The organism is Pseudomonas germanica, from assembly GCF_019614655.1.
Lineage (GTDB): Bacteria > Pseudomonadota > Gammaproteobacteria > Pseudomonadales > Pseudomonadaceae > Aquipseudomonas > Aquipseudomonas neuropathica.
Genome location: NZ_CP071586.1, coordinates 5,657,603 through 5,678,424, shown reverse-complemented (window position 1 = coordinate 5,678,424; position 20,822 = coordinate 5,657,603). Strand labels below are relative to the sequence as shown.

The following is a 20,822-nucleotide window of genomic DNA, read 5'->3' as shown; positions in this document are numbered from 1 at the left end:
TGTTTCAGTCACTGGAGATGTCGCCTGAAACACCGCTATCGCGAGCAGGCTCACTCCTACAATGGATTTACGTAAATCTTTAGAACGAGGACTGGATCTTGATCCCGCCGATCAGGGCGTCGTCGACGTCGTTCACGCCACCGGGGTGGCGGATGTATTGCAGGTTCGGGCGTACGGTCAGCCAGTTGGTCACGTGCACGCCGTAGTACAGCTCGGCGCTGTATTCGGTGTCTTGCGGCGGCAGGAAGGACGGATCGTCGTAGTCGTACACGGCGTTGGCGCGGTTGCTGGCTTCGGCGTTTTTGCGGAAAGCCGGGTTGACGTGCACGCGGGCGAGGGCGAAACCGATGTCATCCTTGGCGCGCGCATCGAGCGGGCCTTTGTAGGTGATGCCGGCCTGCACGTAGTTGTCGATCGCGTTGGTTTTCTTGTCGTGCATCGTGCCGTTGGCGAACACGCTCAAGCCGCGACTGTTATCGCTGGCCATGCTGGTGATCTGCTGCTGGATGCCCAGCCATACGCCGTGTTTGCTCGACGCGCTGCGATAGGCTTCACCGCTCAGCGCTGCCGGCTGGCCTTGGCTGTCTTTATAGACGTCGCTGGCCTTCGCGTTGCTGTAGTAATAACCGGCGCGGTATTCGCCCGGCAGGCCGTTGAGTTTCGGCGTCCACACCAGTTCGATCGGCAGGATCGCGCCCTGGGTGCCGCTGCCGCTGAGTTTGAAACCGTTGCCGCGATCGAGGTTCGACGGGTTCTGCTCGTAAGCGCCGACCTGTGCGTACAGTTCCGGGGTGAGGTGATATTTGACGCGCAGCGCCCACTGGCTGACCGGCCAGTTGTACCAGATGCCGCCGACCCAGTTGCCGACCTGCGAACCGCAGAACGCGAGGTTCTGGAAGTCGCACGGAAAGCTGTTGAAGTCTTCGCCTTCGCCGAAACGGCCGACCTTGATGTCGAGTTTCTGATCGAAGAATTTCTGCTGGTACCACATCTGTGTCAGGCGCGTGGTCTGGCCACGGCCCCAGACTTCCTGGGCCGAGGTGAAGCCGCCAACGCGCGGATCGTTGATGCGGTCATTGCTGATGTTGTTGCCGCTGCGTTTGGTGATGGTCAGTTGAAACTCGGCGTCGTCCCAGCCGAGGATCTTTTGCAGGTCGAGGTGTGTGCCCAGACCGAACTGATCGCTATAGCGCGCAGTGCGGTCGTGGTCGTAGCCGCCGTGCAGGTTGCTGCCCATTTCGCCGGTGTAATCGAGCTTGAAGTCGTAGCCTTTTTCCGAGAGTTCGGTGCGCGTGCCGTTCCAGTCACCGAGCATGTACGGTGATTCACTGTCGAACGCGGGCGCCGCTTGAACGCAAGTGGCGAGGCCGAGGGCGGTAAAGCCGCCAAGGGTGCGCAGGGTTGAGGTAGCGCTGTCTCGGGAGAAGGAAAAGTCGGGCATGGCTCAGTCTTTTTTTGGTGTTTTCGGGGTGCAATTCGAGCGCTTCAATATGTCGCAGGCAGTGAAGCGATTCAGCGGAAGGGCGGCAGGATAAAGATCTGTTACAAAAAGACAAAGGCCTTTTGTGAACATGCAGCGTTTCGGATTCGGTAACAGTGCGGCAAACGGGCGCATTGTCGGCCGGATCGTGGCCTGCGATCTTTCCGGGTTGGCCTACATTTAAAGTCAGGCCTTCCACCCAGTCAGCCCCTCGGCTAAGGTGCGCGGCTTCCGCATTTTCACTTCGCCCATAGGCCTGGCATGAACGAACAAACTCCCGATCCGCTGCACGGCGTCACCCTTGAACAGATCCTCAATGCACTGGTGAGCCATTACGAATGGTCGGGATTGGCCGAGCGCATCGATATTCGCTGCTTCAAGAGTGATCCGAGCATCAAGTCGAGCCTGACGTTCCTGCGTAAAACGCCATGGGCGCGCGAAAAGGTCGAGCGTCTGTACGTGAAATTGATGCGCACCAAGCGACCGCTCTGAAATGCATACCGGTTGTTGGCGCCGCCGCCTGATCACCTGCGCAGCCATATTGGGCTGGGCGGGGTTGGGCATTCAGCTTTATCTGATTTTCTTTGCGCGTTTAAGCGTCGGCGCCAGCCTGTTGGGCGGGCTGGTGAGCTTTTTCAGCTACTTCACGATTCTGACCAACACGCTGGTGGCGACGGTGCTGACCTGTGCCGTGACCGCTCGCGAATCCGCCGCGCGCCGCTGGTTTTTGCAGTCGTGGGTCAGCAGTGGCATTGCCGTGAGCATTGCTGTGGTGGGGCTTGCCTATAGCCTTTTGCTGCGGCATTTGTGGCACCCGGAAGGCTGGCAATTTATTGCTGACGAGTTGCTGCACGACGTGATGCCGTTGCTGTTTCTTGCTTATTGGTGGCTCTGCGTACCGAAAGGCACGCTGCGGTTGTGGCATCTGCCGGTGTGGCTGATCTATCCGCTGGTGTATTTCATCTACGCCTTGCTGCGCGGGCATTTGCTCGGCGCGTATGCGTATCCGTTCATTGACGTGGCGGTGTTGGGTTATCCACAGGTGCTGCTCAATGCCGGGGGGATATTGCTGGGGTTTGTGGGGATTGGCTTGCTGGTCATTGGCCTCGACCGCTGGAGGCTTGCACGAAGTTAAAGCACCTGTAGGAGCTGCCGCAGGCTGCGATCTTTTGACTTTGCTTTTTCAAAAACAAGATCAAAAGATCGCAGCCTGCGGCAGCTCCTACAAGGGGTATCACTCTTCTTCGGAAGTGCCTTCAGCGCGCCAGTAGCCGACGGCTTTGATGAGCTGTTCATCCAGCCCATGCTCATCGATCAGCACCCGGCGAATCTGCCGTGAAACTTTCGTTTCGGTCGCCACCCACGCATACAGATTGCCTTTAGGCACCTGCAGTTGCTTCACCGTCGCCAGCAGGTTGTCCTTGCTACCCTCGCGTAACACCCAGATCACATTGACCTGCGCCGCGCTTTCGAGCACTTGCTGTTCGGCGCCGTTTTCCACTTCGATCACCACCAAGGCCTTGCGATTGGCCGCCAGGCCTTCGAGGCGGCGGGCGATGGCGGGCAGGGCGGTTTCGTCGCCGATCAGCAAGTAGCTGTCGAAAATATCCGGGACGATCATCGAGCCGCGCGGGCCGCCGATGTGCAGGTATTGCCCGGGTTGCGCTTGCTCGGCCCAGGTCGACGCAGGGCCGTCACCGTGCAGGACAAAATCGATGTCCAGTTCCAGCGCATCGAGGTCGTAGCGACGCGGCGTGTAATCACGCATTTCCGGTTTTGGTCCATCGTCCTTGCCGGCGCCGAGCACCATGGTCTCCAGCGCGGCGGCTTGTTCGGCGTTCTGCGGGAACAGCAGTTTGACGTGATCGTCAGTGCCCAGGCTGATAAACCCGGCCAGCTCCGGCCCGCCGAGGGTAATGCGGCGCATGCGCGGGGTCAGGTCGACCACGCGCAACACCTCAAGCTTGCGGCGTTTGATTTCGTGCATCACACGGTGAATGGTTTGGGTATCGACTGCAGTCATTCGGCTTTCTCCGGGGCAGGTTGAACGGCAGGGCCGTCGACGATGGCTTTGGCGGTGTCGTTAAGCAGGTCACGCACGCGCAGGATTTCTGCGGCGCTCCAGCGGCCGTGGTGCATTTGCAGGGCATGCCGCAGGTTGTGCACGGCTTCGTGGATTTCCGGCGGCCGATCATGGCCACGTAGTGAGCGTTTGCTCACATCGATCCGCATGCGCACGCCGTCCAGCGCGACCGCTTGCTCACTGAGAGATAAACGACCGGCCTCGGTGACGCTGTAGCGTTTTTTACCGCCCTCGGCGTCGCCAGTGATCAGTTCGCTCTCTTCGAGAAAGGTCAGGGTCGGGTAGATCACCCCGGGACTGGGGCTGTACGCGCCGTCGAACATGCCTTCGATCTGGCGGATCAGGTCGTAGCCGTGGCACGGCTGTTCGGCCACCAGCGCCAGCAGCAGCAATTTCAGGTCACCGGGGGCGAATACCCGTGGGCCACGGCCGCCGCGCTCACGTCCGGGGCGCTTCTCGAAGCCGTCACGGCCGTCGCCGTGTTCGCGGTGGGGGGAATGATGGTCTCTCATTTCAGTCTTCTCTCGTCGTGTTTAGATACAACTTAAGATATATCTTAAGGTCTGCGCAAGACGTTTTTCCCGCGTCGCGACCTCGGCTGACGAGCGGCAGCCCACCCGCCAATGCAAGCGATGATTTTTCAGGGGGGTGTAAGTCAGCGATAACTTGAAAGTTAAAGTCATCACTCTATTTGATGTAGAGTATATGTTCTAAATGACCCTGAGTTACCGCACTATCAGGGCGAAGTTGCTGTATGGTTTTTTAATTTAAACTGTCTGTAGGGGATAACTTACAGTTACTGTTTCGAATATCGTTATTTTGTTCTTTTTTCTGGCGAGTCATGGGGTTGTTTAACTACGAGGTTATCGGAAGTTGCTTGCTTACTTTCCAGAGGCAACAGTCGATGATGCCTAGGCGTTGAACGTTCAAGTTGATCTGGCTCAACTCGGGCAATGATTTACCTGAACTTTCAATGTTCATCCCCCTATCAAGAAAACAGGTACATAACGATGTTCAAGAAACTCGCAATCGCCGCTCCACTGGCTCTTCTGGCACTGGGTTCCACTGGCGCATTCGCCGCTGGTGAAGCGTCGCACTCGATCAGCCTTGTCGCGCATGTGCCGACCAACGGTTTCTATGTGGTGCCGACCGATCCGGATCTGGTCAACAAGGACCAGGACATGAGCTATCAGCCAACCACCGGCAAGATGCGCGACGTCAATGGCTTCTTCGACGTGCGCAACAATAACGGCTCGGTACACGCCAGCCTCGAGAGCCTGCCAAAACTGGTCTCGGGCAGTACTTCTATCGAACTGCGCGTGCTGTTCAACAACAAGGAACTGACCCTGACTCCGCAACTGGTCGTGGGTGAAGCCGAGTCCGACGTCAACTACCGTGCGCCGCTGAACATTAGCGCGGTGGGCAACAACTTCCAGCCTGGTGATTACACCGGGGCCGTGGCGATGATCTTCGACGCCGTGACGCCATAACAGCAGTCACTTGATCGATCGATCAGGCACTAAGCCCAACTTCAATGTTGACGCTTGACCGTCGGGGCTGACGATTTGTTTGCCTCGACGGACTTCCATTGTTTGTTATCCGAGTACGCGTTCATGTTCCCGATGACACCCATCGCGGCTGCGCTTGCGCTGTTGTTTTGTGCCAGCGCAGCTGTGGCTTCCAACTCCACCGGCACCACACCACGCAGTCTGCTGGCGCAGGCCAAGGGTTTGCCGGCGGATTTCGAGGAGCATTTCTTTGATGTACCGCTGGCGGTACGGGTCGAAGTCGATCAGCAACCACTGGGTGAGGCCATGGTGGTGTTGTCCCGCGACGATCGCCTCACCCTGCTCGAATTCACTGACACCAGCGAAAATCGTTTTGGCCCCGCCGAGCGGGAAAAATGGGCGAGCTATCTGAAACCCGGCGTGCCCTTGGGTGCGTGCAGCGGTTCCTGCCCGGACCAGTTTCTGGCGGTGCATTACAACCTGGAAAACTCGCTGGTCTCGATTCTCACCGAAAATGCCGAACGCGACGTTGAAGCCAAGCGTTACTTCGAACAGCCTGATGGTGGCAGTCATGGCTTGATGGTGCGTAACCAGCTCAACCTCAATGGCGGCCAGGATCAGGATCTCGGCGGGCGTTTCGGCCTCGAAGCCAGCTCAAGTCTGGGCAGTTGGAGTCAGACACTGAATCTGCAAGTGGCCCGTCTCGGCGGTCCGGACGACAAGCTTTATCACGCCGTTCAAGAGCTGCACACCCAGCGCGAACTGCAAGGCAGTTTTTTCCGCCTGGGCTATTTCACCCCCAATTCCGAAGGGCTGACGCGCCAGCCGCGTACGTTCGGCAGCAGTCCCGACACCGCCGTCGGCGTGATGTACGGCAGCTCCGACAGCCTGGCCATCAACAGCCCGATGCCCAGCGTTTATCCGATCTATGTCACGGCCAACCGCCAGGGTTCCGTCGAGATCTGGCGCGATGGCCTGCTGATCAATACCCAATCGGTGCCGGCCGGTTTGCAGACCCTCGACACCCGGCCGCTGCCCGGTGGCATTTATGAGGTGGAAGTCCGGCTGATCGAAGACGGCCAGATCACCTCCACTACTCAGGAGTTGGTGTACAAGCCCAACAACTGGCGCAACCTCGACGAGCGCTGGCGCTACAACGTCTTTGCCGGCGAAGAACAGAAACTGCTGAGCAACTGGGACACCCAGGCCAGCGGCAGCCCGACAGCGGGCGCTTCGGTGAATTACCTGTTGCATCCGCGCGTCATCCTCGGGCTGTCGGCGCGGCAGATTCGCGAAAAGCTGCAATACGGCACGTCCATCGACTGGACCTTGGCCAATCACATCAGCCTCTACGCCAACGTCTACAAGACCGAGGATTACGGCACCGGTCTCGATCTGCAAAGCCTCTACAACTACGGCGCCGGCAGTCTTGTCGTCAGCCATAACCGCAGCTGGCTCGACACCACCAATACCTACGACACGTTGCCGGACGGCACCCGGGTGCGCCCGCGCAATGTGTTCATCGGCCAGACCAGCAATTCCTCGCTGGCGCTCAACCATCGCCTCAGCAGCAAGAGTTCGGTCAACGCGCGGGTCTCGCACAGCGAGGGCAATGTCGAAGGCATGGGCGTCGATCTGGGCTGGACCCAGCGCACGATGGTGCTGGGCAGCGATGCCAGTTGGCGCCTGTCGATTTTTGATCGTCCCGGCAGTTTCAGCAGCGGCGATGCGCGCAATCGCGGGGTCGACCTGAGCATCAACATGGCGCTCGGCGCCCCCGGTCAGCAGATCAGCGGCAGTATCGGCTCACGCACGGCCCGTGACGGTGCGCGTGACAACAACGCCTCGCTCGGCTGGCGCAAGGATTTCCGGGATCACGTCTTGCAGAACGTGTCGGTCACGGCACTCACCGACACCTACGGGGTGGGCGTCGCCAGCCTGGCCAACTTCCGCACCGACGCGGTCAATGGTGACGGCTTTATTCAGCGCTCCTCCTACAACGGCAACTTCACCGGTGGCCTCAACCTCGACAGCACGCTGGTGGTCGGTGCGCAGCAGATGCTCATGACCAGTCAGACCGAAGTGCGCGGCGCCGGGCTGATTGTCGACGTCGAGTCGGACATCGAGGACATCGTTCTGCGGGCCGACGATTTCAGCGGTGGCGGTGCGGCGTTGAAGCCGGGGCGCAATTTCATCCCGATCACCGCGTACCAGAACAGCTCGGTGAGTTTCGACTTCGAGGGCAACCACGTACCGGCCGCGTCCATCGAACCGCCGCGCACCCGCTATCACTTGAACAAGGGTGGCGTGGAGTACCGCAAGGTCCGCGTGATGAAAACCATGACCGTACTCGGCCGACTGGTGGATGGCCAGGGGCGGCCGCTCAAGGGCCATCACGTGATCAACCACGCCAGCCGTGGGGTGAGTGAAGTCGACGGGTTCTTCTCGATGGAAATGAACGCCGGCTCACCGACCCTGGAAGTGCGTCAGGGCAACCAGTTGCTCTGCCAGTTCCGCCTCAACGAGTCCGACCATCGCAGCGAAAACAATGTGCTGATGATCGGCGATCTGCGCTGCACGCCGGACACCCTCGCTGACGCTACCTCCACCGAACAGAAGGCAGGTTGATCTTATGAAAAAACTTACAGGTGGTTGTGCATTGCTGCTGGCGCTAAGCATGCCCACGGCACAGGCGATAAATCAGGAAATCCGTGCGCTGTTTCAACCCGATTCTTCGCAACCGGGCAAGAACCTGTTCGTCAACCAGACGCCCAATAGCGGCTATTGCGTGAACTTCCCTGCGCAGTGCGCCAGCGCCAACATGTTCAGCATCGAGTTGCCTGTCGGCTATAGCTCAACCGGCGAGCTTATGCCGGGTGACGATGTCTCAGTGCAGGCCCCCGCCGACTGGAAACGGTTGACGGTGACTAATCAGGATACTCAGGAAACGGAAACCGTAGAGGTGCGCATCACCGGCATAGGCTCCAACTATATCCTGAGCGATACCGTGGAAAAACTGACCGGGGTGGAGCACCCGACAGGCCATGACATCCTCTGGACGTCCCTTAGCGGTTGGCTCTACGCCCCCGCGCCTTGCAGAGGCACTAGCGTGTCCGGGTACAGCGCTCGCACCTATCGCTTTTTCTGGCAGACGCCTGTGCAAGCGCCCTGCACCAAGACCGCTGCTTTCCGTATCCCCTCGATGTCTTTCGAGAAGATCGATTTTGCGTATGAGCTGAGAACCCCCAACCCGTTGAGCATGTCGAGCGGTCTGTATACCGGATCCATCGAATACTCGATGGGACCCGGTGGCGATTTTGACATGGGCGCGGCTTTTCAGCCGGACGAAGGCAGGCTGACCCTCGACTTCGTACTGGACGTACAGCACACCCTCAAAGTCGATCTCCCGCCGGGTGGCAGCAAAGTGTCGCTGGAACCCGAAGGCGGATGGGCGCAGTGGATCGACAGCGGGCGTAAGCCGAAGCGGATCTTTCGCGACCAACCGTTCTTCATCTCGGCATCTTCGCGCTTCAAGGTGATGATGCTATGCAATTCCCAGGGCGGGCCGTACTGCAATCTTGGCAGCCCCTCGGGCGACACCACATCGGTCAAGGTCTCGATGACTTTGCCCGCGGGAATCGACGGCGCCGGCAATGGCCCCGTCAATAGAATGCCGTTGAACTTCAACAACTGGGTCGGCCCGTTCCAGCCCAGCCTCTATGTCGAGCGCAAGCCCGGCGCGCTGCATTTCGAGCTGGACCCGTTTGCGATCGATTTCCTCCTGCGCCCCGGCAAGAACGACCGGCTACGCGGCAACATCACCATTATCTGGGACTCGGATGCGTGAGCGCTCCAGTCCGGCCCATTTCGATTTTCATGGAGTTGAACGCGATGAAACGTGGTTTTCTGCTGGGCGTGCTCAGCATGTGTTGCCTGACGGCGCAGGCCGGCCCGCAAATCAATGTCGGCACCGTCTACGACTATCTCGACGCTGATAAAAGTACTTACCTGAAACGCGTATTCAATAGCGGCGATGCCACGGCCTTCGTCAAGGTCAATGTGCTTGAGATCATCTACGGCGCCGATGGCGTGCCGCAGGAAGTGCCCGTGCAAAACGCTGCCGACGGTGCTTCACGCAATGGCGTGATGGCCAGTCCGGCGCGGCTGATCGTCCCGGCGCAGGGCATGCAGGGTACGCGTTTGCTGTACATGGGCGAGCGCGATCGCGAGCGCTATTTCCGCGTGCGCTTCGTCCCGGTGGTACCGGAAAAGGAAGACGAATTCGTGGTCAGCAGCGAGGAGCGCGAAGACTACAAAAACTCGCTTTCAGCCGGGGTCAACGTAATGACCGGGTTCGGCACGATCTTCTTTGTGCGGCCGAAGGACGCGCGTTTTGCCACCGTCATCAATGACACCGAAAAACGCTATGAACTGCGTAACGATGGCAACACCGTGCTGATTGTCGATGAGTTCAAGAGCTGTTCACTGAGCAAAGAAAGCGACTGCGGCGCGACCACCAAACACCATGTGCTGGCGGGCAAGACCTTTGCCTTCGACAAGGAAAAGGGCCGCGAATACCGCTTCTTCCTGATCGAAGGCAGCGAGAAAAAAAGCATGAAGACCGCCAGTCGCTAGGTTTGTTTTCCATTGACCCATCGGGTAACCAACATGATCAAGCAATGCACCGCCGCCGCGCTGATGGTCGCCACTGCGCTGACCGGCGCCGGGGCGTGGGCCGCGCGCGAAGAGCACACCTTCGAAGTGTCCCTGACCATTCCCAGCCGCCCGTTCTATATCATTCCGGCAGAACCGGACTGGATTCACCGGCCACAGCGGCTTGAGTGGGACTATCAGCGCTCGACCCTCAGCGGGCTGATGCGCAATTTCGATGTGCACCATGACAGTAGCGCGATTGAAGCGCGTCTGGCGTTCGATCCTTATCTGGAGAATGGCCGCCCCGGCGAAGTGATCGATCTGCTGGTCTCCTTCAATGATGTCGAGCTGAGTTCGCACGTCACCCCGCGCCAGGTGTTGTCCGTGGAAGAAGCCGCCAGGGGCAAACGCGTGGCGTTGAAAATCGACCCGATCGAGCCGGAGGGCGGCTATCGTTCCGGGGATTACCACGGCAGTGTCGTGCTGATGTTCAATGCCAGGGCACCGGGGGCGGAATGAGTGCGGTTTGGCCTGACCCAGAGCACGCAAGCCCGGGCCTATGGGGGGGCGAAAAGCTGTCGCAGGGGCCGGCCAGTCCTTGATGGTCTGACCGGTTTGCAAGCCTGCCGTCAGAGGTTCGCGATTCTCATGGCCTCCCGGGTCAATTGTCGGGAAAGGTCATCGCGCTGATAACCGATTTGTTTCTGCAGGTCCTGGTACAGCCTTTGGCTCAAGGGCTCATCCTTGAGTACATCGGCCACGGAAATGCCGAGTTGGTTCGCAAGACTTTCCAGTTTTTGCGTCAGTGGTTTTATCTGACCCGGATCCTTGAGTTCAGCCCACTGCGCTTTTATTTCCTTCAATTCTTCGACCCATTCGAGTTTGTTCTCAAACAGATGATCATTGCGCTCGTATTGTGTCGGGTGAGTCTTGCGCAGGTGGCGCTCCCAGAAATTGTCCGAAGGAAGATTGATCATTCCATTGACCAGACCGTCGCCCTGTTCCCGCCTCATGATCATCCTGTAAGCCAACTCGATCTCCGCTTCGTTGACACCAGAACGAGGCTGGTAGCGCATGCCTTCAGACTGCCAGGGCAGTTCAAGTCGTTCAGCCAGTCCGGTTTCGAATGCCAGATGGACCTCGACCTCATCCGGGGCGAGGTTGTTCGGGTCGATCAGGTTCTGTTGTTCCTGACGGCTGTATTCCACGCGAGCCTCGTCGCTCACCAAGTCCAGCCGCGCAGCACTGCGGGCCAGGCGTACGAGGGTGTTATCCAGAACCTGGGCCGATGTCGGCGCTGTATAGGCTTTGGACACCAGCACTTTCATTCCCAGTGAATTGAACAATTGCGCACCGAGATCGCCGCAGTCCTCCGGGGACACGATCTGTTTGAACAGTTTTTCGCGCAGCTCCGAATCGAGGGCGGCGGCTTCGACCATTTCCCAGACACGTTGGGTCAGCTTGCGGCGTGCGGGCTCAGTCCGGTAGTCGGCGCTTTCTCTTTGTTTGGCAATCACGCTGAAAAAACCGGCGGAGTCCGGCTCCGCCATCAGGTCATGCCAGGTTTCTTCGCGGTATTTGCTCAGTGCCGAAGACGGGCCGAAACCGCCGGGTACATCGGCAACGAGTTGCCAATGGCGGAGTTCGTCATTGGCGGCGGGAAAATAATCCTGCACAAAACCCAGGCCTGAAGACTCTCGATACTGGCCATAACGCACCCGCTCTTCATTGGTCAGTTTTTCCGGGCTGAAACGTGCGCGGCTGAGCACAAACGCCTGATCAGAGCCAGGCGTGACTTCGGGCAGGGTATTGATCGGCGCCCCCCGCATGTCGAGCATGAAACTGCGTGGCCGGTGTCGGTTGGCTGTGCCGACCTTGAACAGTCCCTCGGGCCAGGTCTGGATGCCGGTATTGGCCAGGCTCAGCTCCTCCAGCCGGTACATTCGCCCGACATCCGGGGGTATGCGCAAGGGATTGCCGTTCAGGTTTAGCGTGCGCAGACGTACCAGTGCGTCGAGTTGTTTGCTGGAGCGATACGTCAAGTCGATACGGTTATCGGCCAGATCCAGATCCTCAAGTTGACGCATCTGGCCGATGCTGGAGGGTATTTCTTTCAGATTGCACTGGCGGGCGCTCAATTGGCGCAGATGAGGGAAGCTGCCGAGCAGTCCGTCGCGATTTGCCGAGAGGGATGTCTTGTTGAGCCTAAGTGCGGTGATCTGATCAAGGTGTTGCTTCATGCCGGGTTGCTTGCGCAATTCTTCCCACCAGTATTCGAGATCATATCGGTTCAACTCAGTGGTCAGGTCCAGCGTATAGCCTTGCTCTGGATGATGGATCTGTTCGTCGAACCCAGCGCTTTTGCGCTCGAAACACTCAATTAACCTTTCTTCTATGTGCCTCCCGCCAAGTTGCATGTAATCCATGGACGCTCCGTAGCCCGGATTTCCCTCGTCGTCCACGCCGGCGGGTTGTTTTTCACGCGATGCCTGTAATTTACGGTGCAAATCCTTGCGCTCGCTTTCCAGCTTTGCGATGGCATCGACTGCATTGCCCTCGCTCTTGCGCTGCAATATTTCAATGAACGTGTTCACCTCCCTTTCATTCATTTTCGGGTAGAGCTTGCCGATACGTTTTTCCAGCGTCGGCTCACCCCAAAGCCATGACCAACCGCGCACCAGCGTTTCGGTTTCAATCGTCGCCACCGGACGGATGGGCGGCTCTGCCAGCGCAGTTCGGCGCTGCGCAGGGCCGGCGGCCTCTTCCATGATCCACAGTTTCAACGGGCGTCCCTGGCCGCGCGAGTAACCCACGGCAGGCAGTGTTTCGGCAGGCACGGCATGCAGAATCGACTCATAGAAATCATCCGCGTCATGCAGCGAGCGGTTGCCTGCGTCGAGCACCTCATAGCGGCCCTGTGCGTCGCGGATCAGGCGCCTGACGACGGCTGCATCATCCGATCCGACACTGCAGCGCAGCGGGCCGTCATAGGTGCCATCGCGCACCTCCAGACGCAGATCGGCAAAGGTGTCGGTGTTGAGCTTGAGGGTGTTGAGCGCAAGGCGTTCGCTGTCCGCGGTCAGCAATTCGTCGTGATAAAAACCCTCATAGGCGCGGGCGGCGCAGGCTTCGAAATCCAGTTCTCGGGCCTGGACCTTGAGGCGTAACGGTAGGCGTTTTTCCTTGGCGATTCTTTGCAGTTCGGCGGGTCTGGCCTGGGCCACGAGTTTTTCGGCAAGCGGCAGCGGCAGATCGGGAAAGGTCTGTCTAACGGTTTTGATGTCGGTTTTGTCGGTTCTTTCCCCTGCTTGATAGACACGGCGGGAGACGTCCCCGCGACGTTCATCGACGGCATTGGCGAGGTGATTGCGCAAGACCGCTGCACGGTCGTCGCGAGGAATTTCCGGGCCCAGCAGGTGGTTGAATTCTTCATTGGTGAGGAAGTTCGTCACGCGATCCGGCAACTGTCCCGCATTCAGATCGTTGAGGCTGATGCGCAACGTCTCCGCCGGCGCAGCCTGCGGATTGCCGTACTTGCGCGAGTAACCACTCAGACTGGCATCGGCAAACACCTCCAGCGCTTTGCTGTAAGGCCAGCCCGGCAAACCGGTCAACACCGGTTCCAGCCAGACGGCCTGTGGATCGATCGGGCGGCCCGCGCGGATGTCGGCAGTCGCCGTGAGTACATCGTCGTAGGCGCTGAAGCGCTTGACTGTGTCGGCCAACAGCGGCGGAGGCGGGCTGTTGTCGATATGCATCTGACGCAGGGCGTCGTGATCGGTGCCGCTGCCGATGCGGATCTGCTCAAGTTCCGCGGGCGAAAAGCGTTCGACGCTGTGGCCCAGTCGTCGCATCAGCGCGTCATTCGGCCAGTTGTGCGGGGTCTCCGCTTCATGCACCCAGGCGCCGTGGCCGTTGTGTTCGATTTTCGGCCGGTAGGCGTTGGCGCGGCTCGGGTGCTTGATGCGGTGGGTGTTGGACGTCGCATCAGTCGTGGCCTTTTCGACGACGTACAGCTTGCCTTCCAGCGGCAGGACGTGTTCGTTGCGGTACTGATGCAGGCCATGGCGATCGGGTTTGGCGCCGGGCGAGAGCATCAGTTCGTTACGTTCGTAGGGATTCAGGTCCGGGTGCCATAAGCTGTTTTTGCCATTGGGCAGCTTGACCGGTTTCATGCCGTCTACCAGCGACGACAGTTTGACGCGAAAGGTTTCGCCGATCTGCGCGCCGGCGGCGAAGGCGGCCAACTGAATGATGTCGGTGACCACACTGATGACATGCCCGGCAGCGTCCTGCCAAAGCCCTTCGGCCAGATCAACGATGCCTTCGATCACATCGCTGGTTAGCTGGTAGGCCGTGTAGGCCATCATCAGTTCGCCCAGCCCCGGCACGAATGGTGTGGCGATCAACAGCGCCACGTTGAAAATGTCCGAAAGGATTTTCTTGAAGTTGTCCCACCACGCCCAGCGCGCTTTGCTGTCGGTGTCGGCGGTGGAGACGGCGATCTCCCGGGCGTCGTTGAGGATCTTGTTGAGCTTTTGCTGATAGGCGTGGCGCCAGTAATCGCCCTGCAATTTCACCCGACCGATCTGCAGGTTGGGATTGTCCTGCGGGTCCTTGCGCCACGGTGGTTGCTGATCGGTGGGATCCTGACGCGGGTGATACCTGACGATGAACAGGCGTTGCTCAAGCTCGGCAAAGAAATGCCCGCGCTGCTGATGGTCGACAAACTGGCTGAAGAACTGACGGTAGGTCTGTTCGGTCCACTCGCTGAATCGGTCCTCACGAAGCTGGCGCACCAACTCCTCCCGGAAGGCTTTCAGAGAGTTGTACTCCTTGACCGGGTGATCCGGGTCGTGGGGAATGTAGACGATCAGGCGTCGAACACCGCGGCTGTCCGATGCCGTGTGCGTCAGCAGCAGAATCCCGGTCAGCCGGGTGCCGAGCAGCGACAGGTCAGCGCACTGCATCGCGCGGCCATTGAGCAGCAGTTGCGGTTTTTCCTCGGTCAGGCTCAAGAGCATTTTGTAGGCGTCGTACTGGATATCGTCCTTGATCAGCGCCAAATGTGCGGCGACGGCGAGGGCGTCCTTCTGACTCTGGTTGACCTTGTACTGCAGCACGCTCTCGGCCAGCGGTTCGCCGGGCAGCAGGTAACTTTCCAGGTGTTTTTTATACTGCGCGCCGATATCCAGATCGCGGCACAGCGCCTGAAACTGGCTGATGGGCATGGCGCTTTTGATCGGTACGACATCGAACAGACCGCGCTCATCGGGCTCGCTGATGTAGTCCGAGCCATGGCCGACCGTTTCACTGCTGGCGAAATTGTGCAGGGCGGCATCCAGCAGCGAGATGGTGCGGGTCACGACGCCTGCGGAAAGGTCGATGGCGTACCACGGTTTGTCCTTGGGCAGGTAAAGGCGCAGAAAGGTGCTTTTGACGTCCGGCTCGATGCCGTGCCGCTCCTTGATTTTTGCCTTGAGCAGCGGCTCGGCGAAGGCATGGAGATCGACTTTCGCCAAGAGATGATCAACCTGGTTCTGCGATCCCCAGGCCTTGAGGTTGGCCGCAGCGAGTTTGTTCAGATACGCGGAAGGTGCTTTGGTGTACCAGGCTTCATTCTTCAGTGGCGAAGCTGCCAAGGCGAGGCTCCGGCTGACGGTGGCACTTTTGAAATTGTCGTTGACGGCGGACTTGATGAATTCGTAGTGCCGTCCTTTGTCCGCGTTTTCCGCAGGCAGGGGAGAGAGAGACATGGCCAATCATCCTTGATTGTTGAGGAGTGATCAGCCTACTCAGGGCAGGGCAAAACAAAAGTTCAAAGATCGGGAGGCAAACCGCGTTGCCGGTCACCAACCCGACGAAAATTCGAATCTGAAAAATACATAAATACCACCCGCCAAACTGAAAATTCGTCACCCTGATGCAGAAAAACCCGACACGATTTGTTACCTCGCCGTAGGGCGCAGCGCTTCGAGCATCGCCACGCTGGCGGTCTGCGTCGGTTTGCACTGTGAGTCGCTGCCGGGTTGCAGATACGGCGTCAGAATCGGCGCCATGCCCTTGAGCACCTGCACTGGCAGGGCCGAGGTGAACTTGAAGTTCTCTGCCGAACGCCCCGGAACGAACGCGGTGAGGGTGCCGAAGTGGTGATCGCCGATGTAGAAAACGAACGTCGCCGTGCGGTTGATCGACTTCGAACTGAGGATGCGTCCGCCCGAACCGATGGCTTCGATGCGGTTGTCGCCGGTCCCGGTTTTGCCACCCATAGCCAGTGGGCTGCCATCAGCGAGTTTGAAACTGCCGGAAACACGTTTTGCCGTGCCGGCGTCGACCACTTGCGACAGTGCCTCGCGCATGGCTGTGGCGACCGCGGACGGCATCACCCGTTTGCCGACATGCGGGTCATTGACCAGTTGCGTTTCGTAAGGCGTGCCTGCGGCGAAATGCAGGCTGTCGATGCGCAGCGTCGGCATGCGCACGCCGTCATTGAGGATGGTGCCGATCAACTCGGCCAGAGCGGCAGGGCGGTCACCGGAGCTGCCAATCGCGGTGGCCAGCGACGGCACCAGATGGTCGAACGGGTAGCCGACTTTCTGCCAGCGCTGGTGAATTTCAAGGAACGCTTCAATCTCGAGCATGGTGCGAATACGGCTGTCGCGGGCGCCCTTGTGCTTGCTCTTGAATAGCCAGCTGTAGACTTCCTGACGTTCGAAGTGACTGGCCTTGACGATCTCGCTGAAGGTCGCGTCTGGGTGGTTCAACAGGTAGCCCATCATCCACAGATCCAGCGGATGCACCTTGGCGATGAAGCCTTGATCGGGCAAATCGTAACTGCCGGGACCATAGGAATCGTAGAGGCGGATCAGGCGATCATCAGTGAGTTTTTCGGTGAGCTTGGTGCCTTTAAGGTGCGAGCGGACGAACGTGTTGAAGTCTTCTTGGCTGGCATCGGGTAGCAGGTAGCGATGCACGGCGGCCATGCGGATCGGCGTCGGGCGCATGCTGTCGAGGAAGGTGTCGAGACGCGCCTGCGTGTCTTTGTTCCTGTATTTTTTCCAGAACTTGAGCTGGAACGCCGTGCCTTCGCGGTCGGCGAAACTTGCCAGGTATTCCTGCCGACGCGGATCGCGATCGTCCTTGAGCAGTTCGGCACTGCTATTGGGCCCTGAATAAGTGACATAACGCACCACATCGCGCATCAGCCGAATAAACGGCAGGTTGATCGATTCGCGCAGGGCGTCGCGCAGAGTCGGTATGCGACCGTTGTCCTCTTTGCGAAAATTGTGAAATGTATGCAATCCGCCGCCGGTGAAAAACGCCTCGCCGGGGCTGGCCGAGTATTTGCGGTCGAGGGCTGCGCCGAGCATCTTCGACAGGTCGTGATCCTTGTTCTGGATCAGGTAATCGATGACCCACTGGCTCAAGCGGTCCTGATCGGGGACTTCGACTTTCTTCAGTTCCGGCACGCTCATGGCGCCGTACTTGTCGTGCAGTTCGGCGATGATTTGCAGGTAAGTGGTGAGCACGCGCATTTTCGCGGTGGAGCCGAGTTCGAGTTTGCTGCCTTCGTTGATATCGAACGGCTGGTCAGTGCTATCGGTCTGCACCCGCACGCGGGAACCGTCCGGAGTCAGTTCGAAGAGGGTAAAGCTGTAGCGCACTTGGGTGGTGCTGGTCGGGGTCAGCAAACGTTCACCGAGCAAGCCGATTTCGGCGGCATAGGCCGGGTCGGCGAGTTTCTTCAGGTAAGCGGTGGCCTGGGTTTGCAGTTCGCCCTGCAGGGTGCTGGTGGCCGAGAGGTCGAGGCGGTCGAGGTCGTACAGCGGCCGGTTGAGCATGCTCGCCAGACGACTGCGGGCAACGCTGATGCCCTTGTTGGTTTCGATCGGCTGAATGGTCGGCTGGGTCTGCCAGTCGCGGTAAGTGACTTTGCTGGCAAGGGCGGCATCGGCTAGCGCGTTGTCGATCACACCGTTCTGTTTGAGCAGGCGCAAATGGCTGTCGGTAAGCTCGGCAAGCTCTTCACGGCCCTTGGTCAGGTAACGCGAAGGGCGGCGCTGGGCGATCATCAGCGACAACATCTCGCGCAGGGCCAGGCCTTTGGCGGCCATGGTCTTCGCATCGGTGGCCGGGCTGTTCAGTTGTTCGTTGGCCTGGTTGAAGTCGCTGCCGTACCAGACGCGCAGGCCTTCGGCCATGCCATGTACTTCGCCATGCCCTGGCACCGCCGACAGCGGCACGCTGTTGAGGTAGTCACGCACGATGTTCTGTCGTGCCCCGAGGGTTTGCGGGCCGGGCTGATAGGCACGCACGCTGGCCGACATCATCTGCCGCAGTTTCTCGGCACCGGACACCGTCAGGCCATCCGGGGAATGCCGGTACTTTTCTAATTGCGTGGCTAACGTACTGCCACCCGCCGACTGGCCCGGCAGGCGCAGCAATTTCGCCACTTGTGACCACGCGGCCATGCCGAAGCGCGGCCAGTCCACCGCCGGGTTGGCCAGCGGCTGTTTCGGGTCGAGCAGGAAGCGGTTTTCGATGAATAACAGGCTGCTGACCACCACTGGCGGGATGGATTCGAAGCTTGAATATAGCTGTTGCGGGTAGTTGTACTTGTACAGCGGTGCGGCCCGGCAATCGGTGATCGACAGCCCGGCCTGAATCTTTTCGGAATACGGCACGAACAGGCCCTTGTCGGTGTAGCTGAGCAGTGCCGGGGAAAACCGCGCCTGTTCGGTGATGACGTAGTTGCGTTTGAGCAGGCGCGGCAGGAATTCATCCAGCGAGCTGTAACCCAGGCGCAGATCGAACGGGCCATTGCCCGGATAACGAATGGCTTCGCTGGGGCCGGGTTCGAGGGTGTACGTCAGTGACGCGGCGTATTGGCTGAGCTCACGCGCCTGGAAGCGCGAAGTGCGCATTTCCTTGGACGCAGCCAGCCCCACGACGATCGCGATAATCACCAGCAACAACCAGAAAGCCTTCCACCCATGCCGGTTGCGGCGGGGTTTTTCAGGGACAGGCGCTTCATCCACTCGTTCAGTCGGAACCACGGCTTTACTCGAATCGGTTTGCCACAAAGCGCCCATAGTCGATTGATCCATTCACGCAGATTGATCGGACTTGTCTGAAGCTTAGACGGTGGTTGGGGCTGGTGAAAAAAATGTGCGGGATGGGCGAGGGGAGTTGCTGAATAAATCTGGAAGGCGGGTGCCGGAGCGAAAATGAGCCTGAAGCAAACTTTGCGGCGAGGGAGATCTGAGCGGCCGCAATAGAACCGTTCAGCAATAAAGTTGACCAAGCGGACACATGACGATGCACCAATGCTGTGCAATACTCGGCGGCTTTTTCGGCGGCGAATATTCCTACGCAAAGCAGGGAATGCCTCTCGGCATACCGGGCTTTTACCGAGAGTTGTCGCTGAATGTTGTGGCTTATAGAGTGAAAACTCCTGCCAAAGGCTTTTTATACTGCACGTCCCGCTGATCTTGCAGGCTGTCCTGCAAGACGTGTCTGCTCACAAAGCAGGCGCGGTTTCATTTCAAGCCAGGGCTTATCGGCCGACGCTTCGACACTCGGTGGTCATATCCAATAACAAGACGAGGTTGCACCCCTATGCCAGTCGGCAATCAACTGCCTCACGGCGACACCGCTCAGGGCGGTCCGCTCAAACGCGAACTCGGCGAACGGCATATTCGCCTGATGGCACTCGGTGCCTGTATCGGCGTCGGTCTGTTTTTAGGTTCCGCCAAGGCCATCGAAATGGCCGGCCCGGCGATCATGCTGTCGTACATTCTGGGTGGTCTGGCGATCCTGGTGATCATGCGCGCTCTCGGCGAAATGGCCGTGCACAATCCGGTCGCCGGCTCGTTCAGCCGTTACGCGCAAGACTACCTCGGCCCGTTGGCGGGCTTCCTCACGGGCTGGAATTACTGGTTCCTGTGGCTGGTGACCTGCGTCGCGGAAATCACCGCGGTGGCCGTGTACATGGGCATCTGGTTTCCCGATGTACCGCGCTGGATCTGGGCCCTCGCGGCGCTGATCAGCATGGGTTCGATCAATCTGATCGCGGTAAAGGCCTTCGGTGAGTTCGAATTCTGGTTCGCCCTGATCAAGATCGTCACCATCATTGCGATGGTGATCGGCGGCGTCGGCATCATCGCCTTCGGGTTCGGCAATGACGGCGTGGCACTGGGGATTTCCAACCTGTGGGCCCACGGCGGCTTCATGCCCAACGGCGTGACCGGCGTGCTGATGTCCCTGCAAATGGTCATGTTCGCCTACCTCGGCGTGGAGATGATCGGCCTGACCGCCGGTGAAGCGAAGAACCCGCAGAAGACCATTCCCGATGCGATCGGCTCGGTGTTCTGGCGGATTCTGCTGTTCTACGTCGGCGCACTGTTCGTGATTCTGTCGATCTACCCGTGGAACGAAATCGGCACGCAGGGCAGTCCGTTCGTGATGACCTTTGAGCGTCTGGGCATCAAGACCGCCGCCGGCATCATCAACTTCGTGGTGATTACCGCAGCATTGTCGTCGTGCAACGGCGGTATCTTCAGCACCGGGCGTATGCTCTACAGCCTGGCGCAGAATGGCCAGGCGCCGGCCGGTTTTGCCAAGACTTCGAATAACGGTGTACCGCGTCGAGCGCTGTTGCTGTCGATCGGTGCGTTGTTGCTGGGCGTGCTGCTCAACTATCTGGTGCCGGAAAAAGTCTTTGTCTGGGTGACCTCGATTGCCACCTTCGGCGCGATCTGGACCTGGGTGATGATCCTGCTGGCGCAACTGAAATTCCGCAAAGGCCTGAGCGCCAGCGAACGTGCCGGCCTCAAGTACAAGATGTGGCTGTACCCGGTCAGCTCGTACTTTGCGCTAGCGTTTCTGGTGCTGGTAGTCGGCCTGATGGCGTACTTCCCGGACACGCGCGTGGCGCTCTATGTGGGGCCTGCGTTCCTGGTGCTGCTGACCGTGTTGTTCTACGTGTTCAAGCTGCAACCGAGCAACGTGGCGCAAGGTGCGGCGCGTTCGGCTTCGTAAGTTTTAGCGTCTGCATCAACCAAGCCCCGGTCGCGAGACCGGGGCTTTTTATTGCCCG

Annotated in this window: 13 protein-coding genes; 8 read left to right on the top strand and 5 right to left on the bottom strand. The window is 59.2% G+C overall.

What is annotated here, in order from left to right:
* Window positions 1–79 precede the first annotated feature (79 nt).
* On the bottom strand, window positions 80–1,441 hold the full coding sequence (locus J0G10_RS25085; RefSeq protein ID WP_220556947.1) for a carbohydrate porin: 1,362 nt from the start codon (window positions 1,439–1,441) through the stop codon (window positions 80–82).
* Between the two features lie 300 nt (window positions 1,442–1,741).
* Between J0G10_RS25085 and J0G10_RS25080 the strand changes: the two genes are divergently transcribed.
* Window positions 1,742–1,972 carry a VF530 family protein gene (locus J0G10_RS25080; RefSeq protein WP_007916799.1) on the top strand — a complete coding sequence of 77 codons (231 nt, stop codon included), beginning with the start codon at window positions 1,742–1,744 and terminating at the stop codon, window positions 1,970–1,972.
* Window position 1,973: 1 nt separating this feature from the next.
* Entirely contained in the window at window positions 1,974–2,615 is a 642-nt protein-coding gene (locus tag J0G10_RS25075; RefSeq protein WP_220556946.1) for a Pr6Pr family membrane protein, read from the top strand.
* 99 nt (window positions 2,616–2,714) lie between these two features.
* Here the strand turns inward: J0G10_RS25075 and J0G10_RS25070 are convergent, their stop codons facing one another.
* A complete protein-coding gene (locus J0G10_RS25070; RefSeq protein ID WP_099757077.1) occupies window positions 2,715–3,503 on the bottom strand; it encodes a siderophore-interacting protein in 789 nt (262 codons plus the stop codon).
* Window positions 3,500–4,075: a PadR family transcriptional regulator gene (locus J0G10_RS25065; RefSeq protein WP_093430616.1), complete on the bottom strand. Its 576-nt coding sequence runs from the start codon at window positions 4,073–4,075 to the stop codon at window positions 3,500–3,502. The genes J0G10_RS25070 and J0G10_RS25065 overlap by 4 nt, the downstream gene beginning before the upstream one ends.
* Window positions 4,076–4,573: 498 nt before the next feature.
* On the opposite strand from J0G10_RS25065, the gene J0G10_RS25060 reads away from it, so the two are divergent.
* From J0G10_RS25060 to J0G10_RS25040, 5 genes are all read left to right on the top strand, one after another.
* Window positions 4,574–5,053, top strand: coding sequence for a CS1 type fimbrial major subunit (locus J0G10_RS25060; protein ID WP_095048323.1), 480 nt, complete (start codon window positions 4,574–4,576; stop codon window positions 5,051–5,053).
* A 123-nt stretch (window positions 5,054–5,176) separates the two neighbouring features.
* The gene (locus J0G10_RS25055) at window positions 5,177–7,699 is read left to right on the top strand and encodes a CS1-pili formation C-terminal domain-containing protein (RefSeq protein WP_095048322.1); all 2,523 of its coding nucleotides are present in this window, start codon (window positions 5,177–5,179) and stop codon (window positions 7,697–7,699) included.
* Window positions 7,700–7,703: 4 nt separating this feature from the next.
* On the top strand, window positions 7,704–8,918 hold the full coding sequence (locus J0G10_RS25050) for a hypothetical protein (protein WP_099757075.1): 1,215 nt from the start codon (window positions 7,704–7,706) through the stop codon (window positions 8,916–8,918).
* Between the two features lie 44 nt (window positions 8,919–8,962).
* Window positions 8,963–9,706 carry a pilus assembly protein gene (locus J0G10_RS25045; protein WP_095125889.1) on the top strand — a complete coding sequence of 248 codons (744 nt, stop codon included), beginning with the start codon at window positions 8,963–8,965 and terminating at the stop codon, window positions 9,704–9,706.
* Window positions 9,707–9,739: 33 nt separating this feature from the next.
* A complete protein-coding gene (locus tag J0G10_RS25040) occupies window positions 9,740–10,243 on the top strand; it encodes a CS1 type fimbrial major subunit (RefSeq protein WP_176471310.1) in 504 nt (167 codons plus the stop codon).
* A 110-nt stretch (window positions 10,244–10,353) separates the two neighbouring features.
* Here the strand turns inward: J0G10_RS25040 and J0G10_RS25035 are convergent, their stop codons facing one another.
* Both J0G10_RS25035 and J0G10_RS25030 read right to left on the bottom strand, forming a co-directional pair.
* A complete protein-coding gene (locus tag J0G10_RS25035; protein ID WP_220556945.1) occupies window positions 10,354–15,480 on the bottom strand; it encodes a dermonecrotic toxin domain-containing protein in 5,127 nt (1,708 codons plus the stop codon).
* 192 nt (window positions 15,481–15,672) lie between these two features.
* A complete protein-coding gene (locus J0G10_RS25030; RefSeq protein WP_220556944.1) occupies window positions 15,673–18,816 on the bottom strand; it encodes a transglycosylase domain-containing protein in 3,144 nt (1,047 codons plus the stop codon).
* Window positions 18,817–19,342: 526 nt separating this feature from the next.
* Here J0G10_RS25030 and J0G10_RS25025 point away from each other — a divergent pair.
* Complete coding sequence (locus tag J0G10_RS25025) at window positions 19,343–20,764, top strand: amino acid permease (protein ID WP_095048316.1); 1,422 nt, start codon at window positions 19,343–19,345, stop codon at window positions 20,762–20,764.
* Window positions 20,765–20,822: the final 58 nt, after the last annotated feature.

Coding starts and splice junctions, on each gene's coding strand:
- J0G10_RS25080 (WP_007916799.1), top strand. CDS start 1,742: ATGAACGAACAAACTCCCGATCCGCTGCACGGCGTCACCCTTGAACAG.
- J0G10_RS25085 (WP_220556947.1), bottom strand. CDS start 1,441: ATGCCCGACTTTTCCTTCTCCCGAGACAGCGCTACCTCAACCCTGCGC.
- J0G10_RS25055 (WP_095048322.1), top strand. CDS start 5,177: ATGTTCCCGATGACACCCATCGCGGCTGCGCTTGCGCTGTTGTTTTGT.
- J0G10_RS25045 (WP_095125889.1), top strand. CDS start 8,963: ATGAAACGTGGTTTTCTGCTGGGCGTGCTCAGCATGTGTTGCCTGACG.
- J0G10_RS25065 (WP_093430616.1), bottom strand. CDS start 4,075: ATGAGAGACCATCATTCCCCCCACCGCGAACACGGCGACGGCCGTGAC.
- J0G10_RS25025 (WP_095048316.1), top strand. CDS start 19,343: ATGCCAGTCGGCAATCAACTGCCTCACGGCGACACCGCTCAGGGCGGT.
- J0G10_RS25070 (WP_099757077.1), bottom strand. CDS start 3,503: ATGACTGCAGTCGATACCCAAACCATTCACCGTGTGATGCACGAAATC.
- J0G10_RS25030 (WP_220556944.1), bottom strand. CDS start 18,816: ATGGGCGCTTTGTGGCAAACCGATTCGAGTAAAGCCGTGGTTCCGACT.
- J0G10_RS25060 (WP_095048323.1), top strand. CDS start 4,574: ATGTTCAAGAAACTCGCAATCGCCGCTCCACTGGCTCTTCTGGCACTG.
- J0G10_RS25050 (WP_099757075.1), top strand. CDS start 7,704: ATGAAAAAACTTACAGGTGGTTGTGCATTGCTGCTGGCGCTAAGCATG.
- J0G10_RS25035 (WP_220556945.1), bottom strand. CDS start 15,480: ATGTCTCTCTCTCCCCTGCCTGCGGAAAACGCGGACAAAGGACGGCAC.
- J0G10_RS25040 (WP_176471310.1), top strand. CDS start 9,740: ATGATCAAGCAATGCACCGCCGCCGCGCTGATGGTCGCCACTGCGCTG.
- J0G10_RS25075 (WP_220556946.1), top strand. CDS start 1,974: ATGCATACCGGTTGTTGGCGCCGCCGCCTGATCACCTGCGCAGCCATA.